Origin of the sequence: Pararobbsia alpina (assembly GCF_902859895.1) — a bacterium.
GTDB lineage: Bacteria > Pseudomonadota > Gammaproteobacteria > Burkholderiales > Burkholderiaceae > Pararobbsia > Pararobbsia alpina.
Map to the genome: position 1 here is coordinate 75043 of NZ_CADIKM010000020.1, position 18385 is coordinate 93427.

Annotated in this window: 7 protein-coding genes and 3 pseudogenes; 7 read left to right on the plus strand and 3 right to left on the minus strand. The window is 59.9% G+C overall.

What is annotated here, in order from left to right:
* Nucleotides 1-177: 177 nt before the first annotated feature.
* The 3 genes from HV670_RS18780 (at nt 178) to HV670_RS18790 (ending at nt 6157) form a co-directional block, all read left to right on the plus strand.
* A complete protein-coding gene (locus tag HV670_RS18780; protein WP_175106342.1) occupies nt 178-3408 on the plus strand; it encodes an efflux RND transporter permease subunit in 3231 nt (1076 codons plus the stop codon).
* A gap of 15 nt (nt 3409-3423) precedes the next feature.
* Entirely contained in the window at nt 3424-4626 is a 1203-nt protein-coding gene (locus HV670_RS18785) for an efflux RND transporter periplasmic adaptor subunit (RefSeq protein ID WP_175106344.1), read from the plus strand.
* Between the two features lie 109 nt (nt 4627-4735).
* Complete coding sequence (locus HV670_RS18790) at nt 4736-6157, plus strand: efflux transporter outer membrane subunit (RefSeq protein ID WP_175106346.1); 1422 nt, start codon at nt 4736-4738, stop codon at nt 6155-6157.
* Between the two features lie 937 nt (nt 6158-7094).
* On the opposite strand, the pseudogene HV670_RS18795 reads toward HV670_RS18790, so the two are convergent.
* Nucleotides 7095-8005 (minus strand): annotated as a pseudogene (locus HV670_RS18795) (lipid A biosynthesis lauroyl acyltransferase).
* Nucleotides 8006-8623: 618 nt separating this feature from the next.
* On the opposite strand from HV670_RS18795, the gene HV670_RS18800 reads away from it, so the two are divergent.
* Nucleotides 8624-11824, plus strand: a complete 3201-nt coding sequence (locus HV670_RS18800; RefSeq protein WP_175106348.1) for an adenylate/guanylate cyclase domain-containing protein — start codon at nt 8624-8626, stop codon at nt 11822-11824.
* A 127-nt stretch (nt 11825-11951) separates the two neighbouring features.
* Nucleotides 11952-12395 (plus strand): annotated as a pseudogene (locus HV670_RS31105) (ADP-ribosylglycohydrolase family protein); the annotation flags it as partial.
* A 49-nt stretch (nt 12396-12444) separates the two neighbouring features.
* Here HV670_RS31105 and HV670_RS31110 read toward each other — a convergent pair.
* Nucleotides 12445-12639 (minus strand): hypothetical protein, encoded by a 195-nt coding sequence (locus HV670_RS31110; protein ID WP_246257686.1) that lies wholly within the window; start codon nt 12637-12639, stop codon nt 12445-12447.
* Nucleotides 12640-13957: 1318 nt separating this feature from the next.
* Between HV670_RS31110 and HV670_RS18810 the strand changes: the two are divergent.
* Nucleotides 13958-14287 (plus strand): annotated as a pseudogene (locus HV670_RS18810) (DDE-type integrase/transposase/recombinase); the annotation flags it as partial.
* A 477-nt stretch (nt 14288-14764) separates the two neighbouring features.
* On the opposite strand, the gene drt4 reads toward HV670_RS18810, so the two are convergent.
* A complete protein-coding gene (gene drt4 / locus HV670_RS18815; RefSeq protein ID WP_175106352.1) occupies nt 14765-16423 on the minus strand; it encodes an antiviral reverse transcriptase Drt4 in 1659 nt (552 codons plus the stop codon).
* 970 nt (nt 16424-17393) lie between these two features.
* Here drt4 and HV670_RS18820 point away from each other — a divergent pair.
* Nucleotides 17394-18089, plus strand: coding sequence for an NADPH-dependent F420 reductase (locus HV670_RS18820; protein ID WP_175106354.1), 696 nt, complete (start codon nt 17394-17396; stop codon nt 18087-18089).
* Nucleotides 18090-18385: the final 296 nt, after the last annotated feature.

Consider the following 18385-nt stretch of genomic DNA (forward strand, 5'->3'; position numbering starts at 1 on the left):
TCGCGTCACCGAATACGACGGAAATACGTTCGATCCGCGCCAACTGGCATCGCAGATGCATCGTCAAAGTCACGGTCGAACATTTCGACACAAGCTTATCCGCAGCGCGCGACGGCCGTCTCCGCACTGGTGTGAATTGAACCGGGGGTTTTTCGCCTATTCGACGGGAAACGCACGATGTGGATCGTAAAAGTCGCGTTACGCCGGCCCTATACGTTTATTGTGCTGGCGCTGCTGTTGATGATCATCGGGCCATTGATGATCCTGCGCATGCCGACGGATATCTTTCCGAACATCGACATCCCGGTGTTGAGCATCGTCTGGAGCTATAACGGCCTGACATCGGAAGACATGGCGTACAGAATCGTCGCCCCGTATGAACGCGCGCTCACCTCCGACGTCGACAACATCGAACACATTGAGTCGCAATCGCTTAACGGCGTGGCCGTCATCAAGGTCTTCTTTCATCCGGGAGCGGACATCACGCGCGCGCAGACGCAAGCGTCCACAAGCGCTCAAACCATGCTCAAGGTGTTGCCGCCAGGCACGTTGCCGCCAACGGTGCTGACCTATCAGGCGTCCACCGTCCCGATCATGGAGCTCGCGTTGTCGAGCGGGACGCTGCCCGAGCAGACCCTCTATGACCTGGGCAACAACTTCATCCGGACCCAGCTGGCCACCGTACAGGGTGCCGCGGTGCCGATTCCGTACGGCGGCAAGGTGCGTGAGGTGATGGTCGACATCAATCCGCAGGCGTTGCAAGCGACGGGCCTGACGCCGACAGACGTTGTAGAGGCGGTGAACGCGCAGAATCTGATCTTGCCGGGCGGCACGGCGAAGATCAGTACGTTCGAATACAACGTCAACGTGAACGGCGCCGCGAAATCGATTGCCGAATTGAACGATCTCCCCGTCAAGACCAACAACGTCGGCACCGTAATCTACGTTCACGACGTGGCGAACGTGCGTGACGGCTTCATACCGCAAACCAACATCGTGCGCCACGATGGCAAGCGTGCGGCGCTGCTCGAGATCGAAAAGAGCGGCAACGTATCGACTCTCGACATCGTCAGCAACGTCCAGCATATGTTGCCGCTCATTGCGGCGCAGATGCCAAAGGCGCTCGACATCCAGACGGTGACCGACGAGTCCATCTTCGTCAAATCCGCCGTGCAGGGGGTGATCCGCGAAGGCCTGGTCGCCGCGAGTCTAACCGCTGTGATGATCCTGTTGTTCCTCGGCAGTTGGCGAGCCACGTTGATCATCGCGGTCTCGATCCCATTGGCGATGATCTCGTCGCTGATCGTGCTATCCATCCTGGGCCAGACGATCAATATCATGACGCTGGGCGGTCTGGCGCTCGCAGTCGGGATACTGGTCGACGACGCGACTGTCGCGATCGAGAACATGACGCACCATCTGGAACAGGGCCAGCCATTGCTGCAGGCGATTCTTGAAGGCTCCGGTGAAATTGCGATACCGACGCTCGTTTCGACCTTGTCGATCTGTATCGTGTTCGTCCCGATGCTGCTGCTTCCGGGGGTTGCGCACTATCTGTTCACCCCGCTGGCCGAAGCAGTGGTGTTCGCGATGCTCGCGTCCTACCTGCTGTCCCGAACGCTGGTGCCCACGCTGGCGATGTATCTGTTCCGCGGCGCGCAACCCGCAACTGAAGAAGGGATTCAATACGAACGGAGGCTCAGCGGCTTCGCGAAATTCCAGAAGGGTTTCGAGGTCAAGTTCGAGGCAATGCGCAACCGCTATCAGGGCGTGCTTGCACGCTCGCTGAGTCGGCCCCGCGCGTTCGTGGCGGGCTTCGTGGTCGTCTGCCTCAGTTCGCTCGTGTTCGTTCCCTTCCTGGGCCAGGACTTCTTCCCGCAAATCGACTCCGGCCAGATCAGGCTGCACATGCGTGCCAAGACCGGCACGCGCATCGAGCAGACGGCGCGGCTGGCCGACACGATTGAAACCAGCATCCGCGCGACCATTCCGGCCAGCGAACTGACAACCATCGTCGACAACATCGGCTTGCCGACCAGCGGCATCAACTTGTCGTACAGCAGCTCAGCGCCGATCGGTACGTCGGATGCGGATATTCTCATCACGCTCGGCACGAGACACCGCCCGACGGCAGAGTACGTTAAGGAACTGCGCGAGAAATTGACTGCGCAGTTTCCAAGCGTGACGTTTTCGTTTCTGCCGGCCGACATGGTGAGTCAGATCCTTAACTTCGGCGTTCCGGCGCCGATCGATATTCAAGTCATCGGCAACGACGTGAATCAAAACCGCGCTTTCGCCGACCAATTGCAGGCCAAGTTGCGCGGCGTCCAGGGGCTCGTCGATCTGCGCGTCCAGCAGCCTGCTGACCAGCCGGCGATCAATATCGACGTCGATCGCACCAAGGCGCTGCAAGCGGGCCTGCAACAGGTGGATGTCGCCCGGAGCCTCTTGATCGCGCTGTCCGGCAGTTCGCAGACCGCGCCGAATTTCTGGCTTAACCCGCAAAACGGCGTCAGCTACCCGGTGATGACGGCAGTGCCGCAACATGACATCCACTCACTACAGACGCTGGCCAATCTGCCGCTGAAGATGAGCATCGCGGCGGGCACAGGCGGGCCGGATTCGACCGCCGGCCAGAACTCCACCATTCTCGGCTCGCTCGGCACCTTCACGCGGGCATCTCAGCAAGCGGTCGTTTCGCACTACAACGTGCGGCCCGTCATCGATATCTTCGGTTCCGTACAGGGCCGGGACCTCGGTGGCGTCGCCTCCGAAGTGAACCAGATCGTCGCCGCGGCGAAGGCGAATCTGCCGCATGGCGCCCAGGTGGTGGTCCGCGGCCAGGTTCAGACCATGCAGACGTCGTTCTCGGCGCTCGCCGCCGGTATCGCGTTTGCCGTGCTGCTGGTGTACCTGCTGATGGTCGTCAATTTCCAGTCGTGGGTCGATCCGGCCATCATCATCGCCGGCCTGCCCGGCGCCATGACCGGGATCCTCTGGATATTGTTCGTCACGCAGACCACCCTCAGCGTGCCGGCATTGACGGGCGCCATGATGTCCATCGGCGTCGCCACCGCGAACAGTATACTCGTGGTGAGCTTTGCGCGCGATAGGCTGGCCGCCGGTGTGGCACCGTTGCAAGCCGCTCTCGCCGCCGGCGTCGGCCGCTTCCGCCCGGTCATGATGACCGCGCTGGCGATGACCATCGGCATGGTGCCAATGGCGATCGGGGCCGGTGACGGCGGTGAACAGAATGCGCCGCTGGGTCGCGCCGTGATTGGTGGCCTGATGGTCGCAACGTTGACCACCCTGGTCTTCGTCCCTGTGTTGTTCTCGCTGGTTCATGCCTGGTTGGCCAAACACCGTCCGCCTTCCGTCATGAAGCTCGATACCGACGTCCCGCTTTAAGCGGAGTTAAACAAAATGTCCGATCCCCGCAATGACTCCATGCCCGAAGCAACAGCGGCGCGAGGCAATCGGAAGGGGCGCCGCCGCATCGCCTTGACGGTCGTCGCGGTGGTGGTTCTCGCGATGGTCGTTGGCATCTGGCCACGTCTGCGCGCGCGCACGGCTCTGCAAGCCCAGACTGCCGCACTCGCGGTGCCGACTGTGCAAGTCACGAAGCCGGAGCCGGCCCCCCCAACCACGGAACTGATCCTGCCCGCCGACATTCAGGCCGCGCAACAGACGCCGATCTATGCGCGCACCAACGGTTACCTGAAAAGCTGGTATGTGGACATCGGCGCGCGGGTGAAGTCTGGCCAGCTATTGGCCACGATCGACGCACCCGAGGTCGACGACCAGTTGAAACAGGCGAGAGCGGATGTGATGCAGGCGCGGGCAAACGCCCGGATTGCCCACGTCACGGCGCAACGTTGGCAGCAGCTGTTGCAGATGAATTCTGTCTCGCACCAGGAAACCGACATGAAGGTCGCCGACGACGAAGCCAGGCAGGCGTCTCTGGCATCGATGGAATCAAATGTCGCGCGGCTTTCCCACATGCAATCGTATGAAAAGGTCTATGCGCCATTCGACGGCGTCATCACGGCCCGCAACGTCGATGTCGGTGCACTGATCGAGGCCGGGAGCGCGGGCGGCCCCAGCAGGGAGCTGTTCGACATCGCCAGGACCAACCTGCTGCGTGTCTATGTCGACGTGCCGCAGAGCTATTCGGATGTAACCGTCAATGGCACGCCGGCCCAACTGGCACTCCCGCAGTTTCCCGGCCGGACCTTTTCAGGCGCGGTAGTCCGCAACACCGGCGCGATCAATGCGACGACGCGCACCCTGCGAATCGAAGTCGACATTCCGAACGCGGGCGGTACGGTATTGCCGGGCTCCTACGGTCAGGTCCACCTGACGCTGCCCACCCCGCACCCGGGCTTTTCGCTGCCGGCGAACGCGCTCCTGTATCGCCCGGAAGGCGTCCAGGTGGCGACAGTCGACCCGCAGGGGAAGGTCGCCCTGAAAACCATCGGGCCGGGCCGCGACTTCGGTTCGCGCATCGAGGTGCTCACGGGGTTGGCGGCCAACGACGCAGTCATCCTGAACCCGGCTGATTCCATCGTGGGCGGCGAGTCGGTACGGGTGCAGGGCACGTCAACGGGTAGCGGGGCCCATCCATGACCCGCTCTGTAAGTGGGAGACTGCAATGAAAGCGCTTGCGATCGACGAGCCTGCCCATATCGCCGTGCGACCGGCGACAGCCAGGACAACTACCACGCCGTGTCGTCACATGCTGCGTGCCGGCGCCATCGCGGGTGCGTTGCTGCTGGGCGGATGCGCGGTCGGGCCGGACTACGTCCGGCCGACCGTGACGGTACCGAGCACTTACAAGGAAGCCCCTCCCGTTGCGCCGGGATGGACCAGCGCCCGGCCTGCCGACGACGTGTCGCGAGGCCCCTGGTGGCATGTGTACGGCGACGCGCAGCTAAACGCACTGGAAGACAAGGTCAACGTCTCGAGCCAGAGCATCCAGAAATCCATCGCGATGCTCAAAGTGGCTCGGGCGATTGTGGACTCCGCGCGTGCCGGTTATTTCCCGACCGTCGGCGCCAGCGTGAATGCGGCCCGCACGCGCTATTCCGAGAACGTCGTCTACCATGCGACTTCCGGAAAGGTCATCCCCGATTACGCGATGACGTTAAGCGCGACGTGGGAGCCGGACCTGTGGGGCAATATCAGCCGCACGGTGGAGGCCGCCCAGGCGAACGCGCAGGCGAGCGCGGCCGATCTTGAAACCGTGCGGCTTGGCATGCATGCAGACGTCGCGCTGAACTACTTCAACTTGCGCGGTCTCGACGCTTCGAAGAAGCTGCTCGACCAGACCATCGTCGCGTATCAGCAGGCGCTCGAGCTGACCCAGAACCGCTTCAATATCGGCATCGCGTCGCAGTCCGATGTGGCGCAGGCCCAGACCCAACTGGCGAATGCGCAAGCCCAGGAAATTGATCTTGACGTGTTGCGCGCGCAATACGAACATGCGATCGCCACCCTTATCGGGGAGCCGGCGTCCACGTTTTTTTTACCCCCCGCGGATGCCAGCTTCGCGCCGCCGATCATTCCCGCAGGCGTGCCGTCCGATTTGCTGCAGCGCCGGCCTGACATCGCAGCCGCAGAGCGCCGCACGGCGGCGGCCAATGCGCAAGTCGGCGTCGCGCAGGCGGCGTACTTCCCGCAGCTGCTGTTGTCTGCGACGGGCGGGCTCGAAAGCTCGGCGCTCGGCAACTTGCTGACGGCGCCCTCGCGCATGTGGTCGGTCGGCCCGGCGCTGCTCGGTACGTTGTTCGACGCCGGTGCGCGCGGCGCCACGACGGCCAGCGCCAAGGCGGAGTTCGAGGGCAGCGTCGCGGATTACAGGCAGACCGTGCTGACCGCGTTCCAGGAGGTCGAGGACAACCTCGCCTCGCTGCGCATCCTTCAGCAGGAGGCGGCGAAGCAGCATGAGGCGGTGGTGGCGTCCGAGCAGGCACTGCAGTTGATGATGAACCAGTACAAGGTTGGCAGCGTCGGCTACCTGGACGTCGTCGTGACGCAAAGCATGGCGCTTATGAACGAACGCATGGCCGTGGACCTCGATCGCCGCCAGATGACCGCCAGCGTAATGCTCGTCAAGGCCCTTGGCGGAAAGTGGCGAAGCAGCACCGAGGCCGAGTGATTCGCTCGCGTGACGAGGATGTCGGCGCCAATTACCCGAACGTCGGGTATCTGTTGGCGCCACGTCTTCTTTCTGGGACGCGGCGGCTTTCAACAGGTACGACGCACAAGCGCGCGACAAGCAGTATTCGCCGCGCAAGACCAACCGGCTCGCGCGGACCAGGGGGTTTGCCAATCCATCCAGGCATGGTGACCGCGACTCTGGCTCCACGCCCAATTTGGGCGCGACATCGGCGACGGAAACGCCTTCTGGGCATCACTCCCTCGCCGGAGTCGAAAAGCGGACACTCGTGCACGGGCGATAACGATGAGGCGCGACCGTCCTCTCTGGCCGAACCTGCCGAGCGATTCGAAGAAGTGACTGACCGTTGTACTCTGATGCCGTTGAAAAAGTCGTTGACTGTCCTTCTCACGAGGTTTTCAGGGGTCGTCTTACCCTTAACCCATGTTCGCGAGCGGTTTGTAGGCCGATCTGAGAGGTCGATTTTTTCGCCAGCAGGTTGGAAACGCCGCGCAGCGACTTTTTCAACAGCATCCTCGCAAAGCGGCCGGTTCGATCTCGTCTGGTTCACCGTCCGTTGAGGGTCGGGAGTACGCACTGCCGACTGGCCGCTTCCGGGCCGCTCAATTCCAGTGACCGCTTCCGAGCGATGAGTGTGGGGAGCGGACTGACGCAGCCCGACCCACTTCTGCCGGTCGACCTCGTGACGGCTCAACGGCAGCTTCCGCAAGGTGCAGCGTCATTCATCCCTTCGAGTCGGCCGGCAAGTGATCGGTCGTTGGGCATTCGCGCTGGATTGCGTCCTACGCTCGACGGGTGGCCGCTTCCGCGTGAAGTCGATGCCCGGAGTTGGCCCGGCATGGCCGTTCCCTCTGGGTCCCGTTTGCCGGTTTCGATAGCTCGCGGGATGTAAGAACGAGCTAGGCGAACGGCACGATCAATATACCGCAGGCATGCCGAATGGACGATGTTTGAAGCGTCGATGCACCCAGTAATACTGTGCGGGGAACTTCATTATCTGCGCCTCAAGAAACGCATTCATGCAACGCGCATCATTCGTGTCGCTTCCTGATGGGAAATCGCTGAGCGGCGCGAAAATGGTCAACCGATACCCTTTGAAATCCGGCAGTACTTCCGTAAGAACGGCACAACGCGCGCGTGCCCCAATCTCGCAAGTCGCAAAACAGAAGTCAGCGTGCACGCAGGGACGCCAAAAAAAGGCACAAAAACAGAGTTGTCGATGCCATGGTCCATGTCCGCAGCAAGCATGACCGGTTTGCCCTCGTGAAGGAATCTCACGATCTTCCTGGCGCTTGTCGAACGTTCGATCATCTCCGCACCGAATCGGCCGCGTTGCCGTCTGGCTAGGTCGCAAAGACGCGTATTCGACATGTGCGTGTACAGGGCAGCGACAGGCAATTGCAGCGAGTAACGCATGCACCCGATCTCGATGCCCACGAAATGAAATCCCAAAAAGATAGTAGGCGGAGGATTCTTGTCTTGGAGATCAAGCGCGCTTTCGATCTGGACGAGATTTCTTATCGTTTGCGCGCTACCAAACCATTGAATGCCTCGTTCGAGATAGCTGCGGATGACATGCCGGAAGTGTTCCCTCGCAAGCTCATCGTACTCACCTCGGGTCTTTCCCGGGAAGCAGAGGCGCAGGTTGACAAGGACTATATGTTTGCGGCGGCTGGGAAGCGCATACAGGACCGCGCCAAGCGCGCTGCCAAGCCTCGCGACCAATTGGTACGGAAGTATTGAGAGAGAGCGCAGCAAAGCTACGATGAGCAGATGACTGACTTGTTGTCCCAAGACTTGCTCCTGTGTGGTCGTCGGCTTTGCCATGTGGGAACGGTTCCGCTCGCCGACCACAAATGTTCATCGGGTGCGCTGCAAAGGCGACGTGGCTGTCTTGGCGTGCCACACTGAAGCTGTGCTGTCGACGAGGCGAAAGTCCAACTCTGGTCCAACTTCTCGGCGCTGTCCACGGGACAGTTGTTGGAAGCGATGAAAATGGGCGCCGGGACGCGGTGCAGGGCCGGTGAAATCCGACTTTGAATCTCCGCCTCAGAGAGACCCGAACAACCGCTTCGGCCGACGACGCGCCGGACAGGATCGGCGCGCGAAGGTCCGCTCGCTGAGTGAAGCCGACGTTCGAATGCCAGCACGAAAGCTCGGGCCAACGGCCGGAGATGGCCGATGGGGTGAGGTCGCCAACGGCCGTTTATTGGCACTCCAGTTCGCAAACCGAATTCGGCGGAGTGACCGGTTTCGAGCAAGTTATCTGGCCGGAGTGGGTCGACTGCTGCCCGACGCGGAAACATCAATGGCTGAGAACCCCGTCAGTTCATCGTCGGGCTGATCGCGCGTGCCTGAACTGCGGCGAATCAGAGGGGGCGGTGCACGAACCCGCAGTCGTGCTATCTTTTAAGCGGCCCGGGGACCTGCCACCCAGGAGGGATCGTGGACATCGCCGCGTGGCTGCGCAGCCTCGAAATGGAACGATACGAGCCGGTGTTTCGCGAGAACGCCATTGACGAAGAGGTCCTGTGCAGTCTGACTGCGGACGACCTGAAGGAACTCGGCATCGTTTCAGTCGGTCATCGCCGCAAACTGCTCGATGCATTGACTGAGCTGCGCGCGCGAAAGAATTCCGGGCGCGCGGCAGTGGGCCTGAGCTTGGCGAAGGGCGAACGACGGCAGGTTGTGGTGCTCTTCGCCGATCTATGCGGTTTCACGGACATGAGCCGGGAAGTAGATCCCGAGGAAGTGCTCGCTATGCTCGATCAATACTTTGAGCAGGTCGATCGCACTATCGAGCAGCACGGCGGACACGTCGACAAGCATGTCGGTGATTGCGTCATGGCGGTTTTCGGTGCACCTCTTTCACACGGGAACGATGTCGAACGCGCGGTGCGCGCTGCGCTCGCGATTGGCCACGCGATGCCCGGTCTTTCCCGCACCCTCGCACGCCCACTCTCCGTCCATATCGGCATTGCCGGTGGTCAGGTCGTGGCAAGTGACACCGGTAGCGCGACCCACAGGGAGTACACCGTAACCGGCGAGACAGTGAACCTCGCGTCGCGTCTCACCGACGCGGCCGGGCCGGGCGAGATCCTGATCTCGGAAGCCGTGCGCCGCCCCCTGGCTGACCGCCTCGACTGCACGGAGCGTGGCGCGCTTGCCGTCAAGGGTTTCACGGAGCCGGTTCCGGCCTGGTGTCTTGCCGGTCTTCGATGCTCGGTTCCGGGCCGACCGATCGTCGGCCGTCGTGACGAGCTGCGCCAGTTTCGGGCCGTGCTCGAATCGTGCCGCGAGACCGGGTGCGGCCGCATTGTCCATATCCGCGGTGAGGCCGGCATCGGCAAAACTCGCCTTGTCGAGGAATTCCAACGCGAAGCACGAGTGGCGGGATTCGCTTGCCACGGCGGCCTCGTGCTCGACTTCGGCTCGAGAGCCAGACGGGACGCAATCCAGTCTCTCGTGTGTGACCTCCTGGCGCTCGACGACGCAAGTAATGGGGATGCCGGCACGATTGCCGTTGCGCGCACGATCGCCGAAGGCTTGATCGATGCTGACGACGCGCTCTTCCTCAAGGTCTTGGTCGATGTGCCGCAGACCGTCGATGAGCGAGCGGTCTACGAGGCAATGGACAATGAGATGCGCGTGCGCGGCCGACGGAACGTTCTGACCAGGCTTGTGCAACGTGCCAGCGGCCTGCAACCGCGAGTGCTTGCCGTCGAAGATATTCACTGGTCAGACGGATCGACGCGCCAGGACCTCGCCGGACTCGCCACAATGGTGGCGGGGTGTCCAGCCATACTGGTGCTGACAGCGCGGACCCAGGGTGATCCGCTTGACCAGCCATGGCGCGCGGCAGCCGGCGCGCCGGACGCAATCTTCGATCTCGGTCCCCTGAGTGTCGGCGCGGCGCGACTCATGGCCGAATCGTTTCCTGATGCACAGGAGGCTCTGGTGGAGCGCTGCATAGAAAGGGCCGCGGGCAATCCGCTGTTTCTCGAGCAGCTGTTGCGCAATGCGGAGGAGAATGCGGGAACTGGCGTGCCGGGTTCGGTGCAAAGTCTCGTGCAAGCGCGGTTGGATCGACTTGATCCCATGGACAAAACTGTCTTGCAGGCGGCCTCTGTACTCGGCCAGCTCTTTGAGAAGGAGGCGGTTGTTCACCTCCTCGATGGCGCCGATGCAGCGTTGGAGCGCCTTGTCATGGGTCTCCTTCTGCGACGCCAGGGCAGCGGATTCATTTTCCATCACGCGCTCATTCGCGACGCCGTCTATGACGGGCTGCTGAAAAGCCGGTGCCGTGAGTTGCATCGTCGCGCCGCTCAGTGGTATCGCGAGCGTGACCCCGTCCTGCGGGCCGAACATCTCGATCGGGGGGCGGACTCTGCGGCGGCGCTCGCCTATTGCGACGCAGCGCGCTCACAAGCGGCTGGGTACCGCTATGAATTCGCGCTCCGGCTTGTCGAACGAGGGCTCGCACTGGCGGCCACGCGTCCCGACCGCGTCGCGCTCGAGTGCCTTCGTGGCAATATCCTGCATGACGTTGGTGACATGACGTCCTCACTCGGCGCGTTCGAAACTGCCCTCAAGGTCGCCGCCACGGACGCGGAGCGTTGCCAGGCATGGATCGGGCGTGCCACTGTGAAGCGAGTCATCGACGATCTCGATGGGGCATGGGCCGATCTCGACCGCGCCGCCGCCGCAGCCACTGCCCAGGGACTCGTGCGCGAAGAGGGGCGCATCCACTTCCTGCGCGGCAACCTATGTTTTCCGCGCGGCGATAGCGATGGCTGCGTACGTGAACACGGGCGCAGCCTTGCTCTCGCGCGCGAGGCGCACGACCACGAACAGGAGGCGGCCGCGCTGGGCGGGCTCGGAGATGGAGAGTACATGCGCGGCCGGATGATCAGCGCGCACGACGCCTTTAGTCGTTGCATCGAAGTGTGCCAACGTCACGGGTTTGGACGAATCGAGGTCGAGGTCGGCCATCGCCGGGCGCTTGCGATTGCCCATCATGCCGCGTATCACTGCTTGCACGCTCTCGCGGAGTGGGATCGAGCCCGAGAGCACGTCGACGCGGCATTGCAGCACGCGCGCGAGTTGAAGGCGAGGCGCTTTGAAGGGGAGGCTCTCGCGTATCGCGCCGAGTTGCATCGGGTCGCCGGGCGCCAGAATGAAGCACTTGATGATATCGGGGCGGCTCTGGCGATCAGTCGGGAAACGGGCATCGCCTATATGCAGCCGTTTTATCTCGGCGTCCTTGCACGCGCGACCGACGATGAAACTGTCTTCGAAACTGCGCTCGCAGAAGGCGAAGCACTGCTCGTCGCTGGGGCGGTGAGTCACAATCACTTTCTCTTTCGACGTGACGCGATAGACGCATGCATCGACCGTGGACTGTGGGATGCGGCCGCGGCCCATGCGGCGGCCCTTGAAGATTACGCCCGCCGCGAGCCGTCGCCCTTTTCCGTCTTTGTCGTCGCGCGGGCACGCGCGCTCGTCTCCTACGGGAGAGGTAATCGAGACCTGGCATCGCTGACCGAACTCCAGCGGCTTGAAGAAGAGGGCCAGAAGTTAGGTTTCCTTCACGCTTGCCTGGCGATCGACGCCGGGCTCGTAGGCCAGGCGAACAAAGCCAACTAAGATCGAAGCGAGAACGGCGATCGTCTCACGTCGAATTCGAGCCGTAAATCTCGCTTGCGTGAAAGACTTGCCCTCGTACAAGTAAACCGCAGCCAACGCGAACTGGTAAGGGCTGATCGTTGAAAGAATGACCGTGCCGTCCCCGGGCAATTGCAGCAGCCGACCGCCTAAAAACTGTAGATGCACGTGGTGGCGTCGAGATTCGGCCGCGACAGACCGGGTGCGGCCAGTTGCGGTCACTCGCCGGATTACAGCAGGGTTGCTGGTCGGCGATGCCGTGGGCGTGGGTTACGAGTTTCGCGCCCCAGAGAAAATTCCTTCACGCGATCAAATCGAGATGACAACACCCGTCGAATTCAGGCGCTCTCACGCTGGCGTGCCTGTCGGCACATGGTCCGACGATGGTGCTCAAGCGCTGTGCCTTCTAGCAAGCCTTCTCCAACGCGGGAAATTATCGCTGACAGACTTTGCGGGCAAATTGCTGAAGTGGCTGGATGACGGGTATATGGCAGTTGGCGGTGATGTTTTCGATGTCGGCATTCAGACCGCACAGGCGTTGATAAAGTTACTGCAAGGGTCGCAGTCTTGTGCAGACGCGCTCGAGGGCCAACGCGTGGGGATCAAAGGTTGCAGCGGCCCTGCACCTCTCTCAATGCGGCGAAAACGCGCTCGCCGGTTTCGCGGTCTGCCGGCTGCATCGCGCCGACTATCGCATCGTGGATTTGCTCTAGGCGCTCGACGCTCCAAACCATCTCCGAATGTTTCAACGCGAGGGCTAGGTTCGTCGCCCGCATGCGGTGCGAGACTGCGAGCATCTGCGGATTCTTGACACGCCGCGAACCGTCATCTGCTGCGCCCGATTTACTACCCGACAGCAGCCTATGGGCATTTTGCCCGCGACGACTTGAACCTGCCCTGGGAAGCGGTGCAATGACGCGGGCGAGGACGATACAGCAAGCACCAATGCATCAAGAGACCGCGTTACGCGGATCATGCGGCCTAAGTGAACTAGTGCTCGAAGGACGTGCGCCACAGCGTGTCGCCGCATCTCGACGGGATGATCGCTGACGCCCGACTGTATCGATGCCATTGGATGGGCGCGACATTGAGCGACGGGAGTTGCTGCGATCGATCGTCAGAGGTGGATTCTGCGGTAGCCGTTTCGGATACAACAATGTATCGCACTGCGTTCGTCGCTGAACACCGAACCGCCCGAATCCCACAGTCCGGCAGGCCGGCCCTCAATTCGCAATCCGGAGGTTGAGAGTTAGCGCAACTCACGCCCCATTAAATGCGGGAGGCGCGAGCGGCTGGCGTGAGGTCGTCTAGCGCGTTTTAAGGGGTCTGCACGGCGCTCTCTGGCATAGGCGATAGGGGAGGGTGCCGGTCGGCCCATCCAGCGGATTGTGGCGTGTTTTAAGCGATCTGCGACTTTGCGGAACCCCATTCCAAATGGGGTTTGATGATCTACCCGAGTTTGGGCGCCTCGCCGATTACGCTGGGACGGCGGCGGCTGCCAGGACGCCTCTCGGCTGTAACCACTGTAACCACACGGTTACAGCGATGGTTACGCGATTTCCTCAACCAAATCAAAGAGTTGTATGTATATGTAACTATGTAACCATAAATAGAGATAGATAGATATATAGAGATGTTTTTTTAATATGTGTGTGTGTGTGTGTGTGTGTTTATATTGTCTACCCTGTTTTCTGGTTACACGGTTACAGTTTCGCTGTAACCCATGCCCAGCATGCGTTTGCGGCGGTTTCGTTATCTGGTTACGGTCGGTTCCATGGTTACGGTTTCGCTTGCGAAAGAGGCCGATTGATAACAGCTATCGGTTTGTGTAACCACTTGGTTACGACATGGTTACGCTGGATCGCCCGCCAGGCTTGCCTGTAACCATGTGACCGCTGTAACCGTCCGGCACAGCCTTCGCGCGCGAGTCGTTCACCGCGACCAGAGAGGCGGCGAATGACTGGCGGACGAGTCGGTTCGGGCCAAGCCCACGTTTCGCGCGAATCGGCCACCGGATTTCGAACTGCCCGCCTTATTTCGAACTAGAGCGCGAATCGATATCGGCCGCCGACAACTATAGAAGAGGTAACGGAATTCGAGAGCTTGGACATGGCTATCCGCGCGAAACACAAGCGCAAGTACATTGCGACAACGAACTCGAATCACAACCTTCCGGTGGCTCCTAATCTGTTGGAGCGTAACTTCACGGCGACAGCACCGAACCAGGTCTGGACGAGCGACATCACGTACTGTGCGACAGCCGAGGGTTGGGTCTATCTGGCGGTCATTATCGACCTGTTCAGCCGACAGTTAGTGGGCTGGTCGATGCAGCCACACATGAGAGCGGAGCTCGTCACAGATGCGCTGCGTATGGCATGGTTCCGGCGCCGTCCACGGGCTGGCGTCATTGTGCATAGCGACCGCGGTAGCCAGTATTGCAGCGGGCTGTGACGTTCGAGAAAAACTGGTTCGCAGCTCAGCAGGGACGAGCCGCATAAATTCTTCAGCTATGGGATTCGCGAAACAGGGGCAAGGTCAACCGTCTCGACACCAGCACTCCCTCAAAATCCCTTCTCTTATCCGCTCTGTAGTCGTGCGGCGCCTTAATGGCAATCGAACGTATGAAATTCTATCCAAAATTGGACTGAAGCCAACCTTGGTCTATTCTGCATACGATTGACGAATCAAAATGAGAGGTGTCGTCATGTCGGTCACCGCCGGTGGACAGCAGGGTTCAGCAGGGTACCAACATCATTTCGGGCAAAGTCGTTCTTGCCGATCGCGCGGTCGGCATCCCGGACCTCCTCGTTGTCATCTATGACCTAGATCCGAACACCAAGCCGGAGGAGGTCATCACCAGCGGCGTCGCCATCGAAGGCGGCTTCGACATCAATTCGCTCGGCGATCGCATCGGCTCCGTGCTCACCGGTCCCGATGGACTGTTTGTTCTCGGCTATGAGGACACCGAGTTCCGTACCCGTTTCCTACGAGCTCGGACTCAGACCAAATTTGATAAATCAATAGCCAATGTTTGTCTTTTTCACGCGCATCCAATTTCAGCAGCACATTTGCCCGCTTTTTTACTGCTTTCGCTATCTTTTCGCGATCACGAAGCAATGCGTACTCGAGTAGCAATACATTCGCGACGCAATCATCTAGTGCTATGACGTTGATGAGCTCCTTGTCGTCCAAGTCGAGAACCAAGTTGTGCTTGAGGACAAGGAACAATGCATGGGCTATGGTATCTGGATACAGTTTGTGTAGTCCGATTCTGATCAACTCCCTCGAGAATTCAGCTATTTTTTTCAACGTGCCATCATGCCAGTACGGTGAAAAAACGTGCTCGTCCAAAAGTGGAACAAGGTACGGGTAAGCTAACGCAAGATTCATTGCTTCCTGCGTATACATTCGCTTCGCCCTCAAACTTAGATTTCGGGTGGCGATTCCATCTGGATCTCCAGGATTATTTTTCGCCTGCGTCTTCGCCAGCACCTTGATTGCGTAGTTCAGTGGGGTCGACTTGCCTAGAGTTTGGCCGCAAGTTAATGCGAGATCCAAATATGAACGGATTTCTGAAAACTTCAGTTCGTCGTTGGGAAACTGGAAACGATTGAGCACTAATACCCAATCTTCGTCGCTTGGACGGGGGAGAGGCAAGATTTTGGTTTTTTTCTCGTTTAGCGACATCTCGAATGCACGCAACCCCAACCCTAAATCCTTGATAAATCGCTGCGCCTCGTCGAAATTTGCGGCGTAGAAGCGGTAATCATCCACATGTCGCTTAACCTCGCGATATCCCTTTTTCTGTAAGTCGGCATCAATCTGCGTCAAGATGATCTCGGAGATGATGGTCGACGCATGAGGGCCAATGAGCAATCCGTTGGTCTGACGGTCGCGCGTGTTCTGGGTGCATCTATCAAGTAGGTTCCCTGCGAAGTCGATCAAGCCATCGCTTCCTTTTGCGGTTTCCTTACCATGGAGCGCCCAAGGAATGGAGTGTGTGTATATGCTCGGGAAGCACGTGGCGATGTCTGCGGCGACAACGAACTGTGCGCCGGACATCCATCGAAGCTCATCTTCTTCGAATTGGAAGCGCTCGTCACCCTTATAGTTCATCTCGAAGATCTTACCGTCTCCGACATGCCGCACATAAATGCGGCTGAAAGCTGGATCCGGCTTATTGCAATGAATGGCGATGGTTTCCCAGTGCTTAGAGATCGCCAGTGCCTGAGCTGCGTACGCTTGCGGATGCGGGATACCCAGATGCCTCGGAATATTGCTGTCCCGCAACGCCTCGTATCTCACGTAGTCGTGAGCACATTTGCCGATTTCTTTTTTGAGCGTCGATTCATCAGGTTCGTCAAGAAGACTGCCCATCGTCTCCAAAACGATTTGAGTTAAACCCGCGCTGGAAAAGCATGGCGGAATTTTCTCATTAAACAAGCCGTGATCCAGCAGACCATACAACACATCCGAAGGACTCAAGTGCTCCTTTGTGGCGTCGTACCAGGTAATTCCTAGATTTTCGAGAAGCTCGTCAAACTCTATTGCGGGGGCAGAGGCGATGCCGGTTGAATTCACGATCGCACCTTATGGCAGGTCGCTGAAAAGATGATGACCGGATCTTACACTTTTTGATGTTCTGACAGTTCCTTTCAGGCAGAAGGGTTACCTCGCACTGATAGAACGCTCGGTCTGCGACATTTCGCCAGAAGAGGTACTTCTCTGCCTGATCAGCAAAGGCTGCCGACATGAAGTCAATTTGTTTCCAATCCTTGTCATACAGAGCAAGCATTGGGACGTGATTTCCATGATTCTCAAACGTGACTTGAGCCATCTTGGCGTGCACCGCAACAACCTCGGCAAGCGATGAGGGTTTCGGAGCCGACCTCACTTCTTCCTTTAGTCTCAGCAGCGCCGGCGGTGGCTTGTAATTTGGATCTGCACCCATCCGAACAGTAGCATGTCTTCCAACTGGCTGTCTGCGGCAATCCTGCTACTCGGGGATTCTCCGGCCTCATTAGCTCTGAGTGGTACGCTGGTCCTGGCGGGGCTGGATCTGTTCGCGCCTTAGCAAACCGCTGCGATCCTCGGTGCAATACGCGCTTCAATTCTTGCGCAGACCGTTTTTTTGGCCTTTGTCATGAGGCGTGGATGCAATGTCGAGTCTCGATTGCGAATGGCACAGGTGGCTCCGGATATGTGAGACTACCAGCGTCCGAGTTTGATCATGCAGCGGCCTGTCGGTTGATCTGCTCGCCGGTGTCCGCTATGGGTTGTGGATTCAACCGGTCGATGCAACACAATAGAAGCTGCGTGAGCGTCGGGAGTGTTGCAGATGAAGCAGAGACCGCGAATCTATTACAGTGAGAGCCAGAAGGCGCTGATGTGGGAGCGCTGTTTGGCCAGGCCGCCCGTCCTGCGGGACGGGATGGCCCAGTATCTCAGCCCGGATGATGCCAGACTATGGCGAGTACGCGGGGATGGTCAACACGCACGGGCATGGCCGTTGCCCGTCCCACTTTAGTCAATCGGAAGAACAGGAGGGTCTATGAAAATTGGCATCATTGGCGCGGGGAATATAGGGAGGGTACTGGCGCTGCGCTGGGTCGAACATGGGCACGAGGTGCTTATCGGCAACTCGCGCGGGCCGGATTCGCTCGCCGATGTCGCCCGCGAAACTGGCGCGAAACCAGCCGAACTCGCGGATGTGGTCCGCGGTGCGGCGGTGATCGTGGTCACGATTCCCGAAAAGAAGGTACTCGATCTGCCCGCGGGCCTGTTCGACGACGTGCCGGAAACCACTGTTGTAATCGATACTGGCAATTATTATCCACGCGAGCGCGATGGCCGCATCGACGGGATCGAGTCCGGGATGATGGAAAGCGCGTGGGTCGCGCAGCAGATCGGCCGGCCGGTAATCAAGGTGTTCAACAACATCTACGCGGATCACTTGCGCAATCTCGGCAAGCCGGAAGGCACGCCGGGGCGGATTGCGCTGCCAGTCTCGGGCGATAGCGCCGACGCCAAGGCGGCAGTGATGCAACTCGTCAACGAAGTGGGTTTCGATGCCGTCGATAACGGCGATATCGACGACTCCTGGCGTCACCAGCCCGGCACGCCAGTCTATACGAAGGACTTCGACACGGAAGGCCTGAAGGCCGGCTTGCGGAAGGCGGAGCGAGCTCGTACTCCGCAGTGGACGGCCTCGGACAAGAGCCCCGGCAGTTTCGACCAGCCTGCATGAAGCCACGCGGCGACGGACCTGTCGAAGTCCGTTGCCGCGTGCTGGAAAGACGCGGTCAGTACGAGAGGTCCGTTGTGCGCTCGAGAGCGGACCTTTGGCCCACACGGTCGCAATAGCGGCTATGGGTCGCCTACGGCCGGCTGCGTCGGGTGTCAAGCGAGCGAGCGATGATAAGTTTAGCTACTTTGTGGCTTACGTAAATGAGTGCCACCGACGTCGTCGCGCTGTGTGTTCTCTTCGTCGATTTCCTCGGTCGGCCAGCTCGGCGCAAAGATCGCCGAAATCATGGCGTTGCC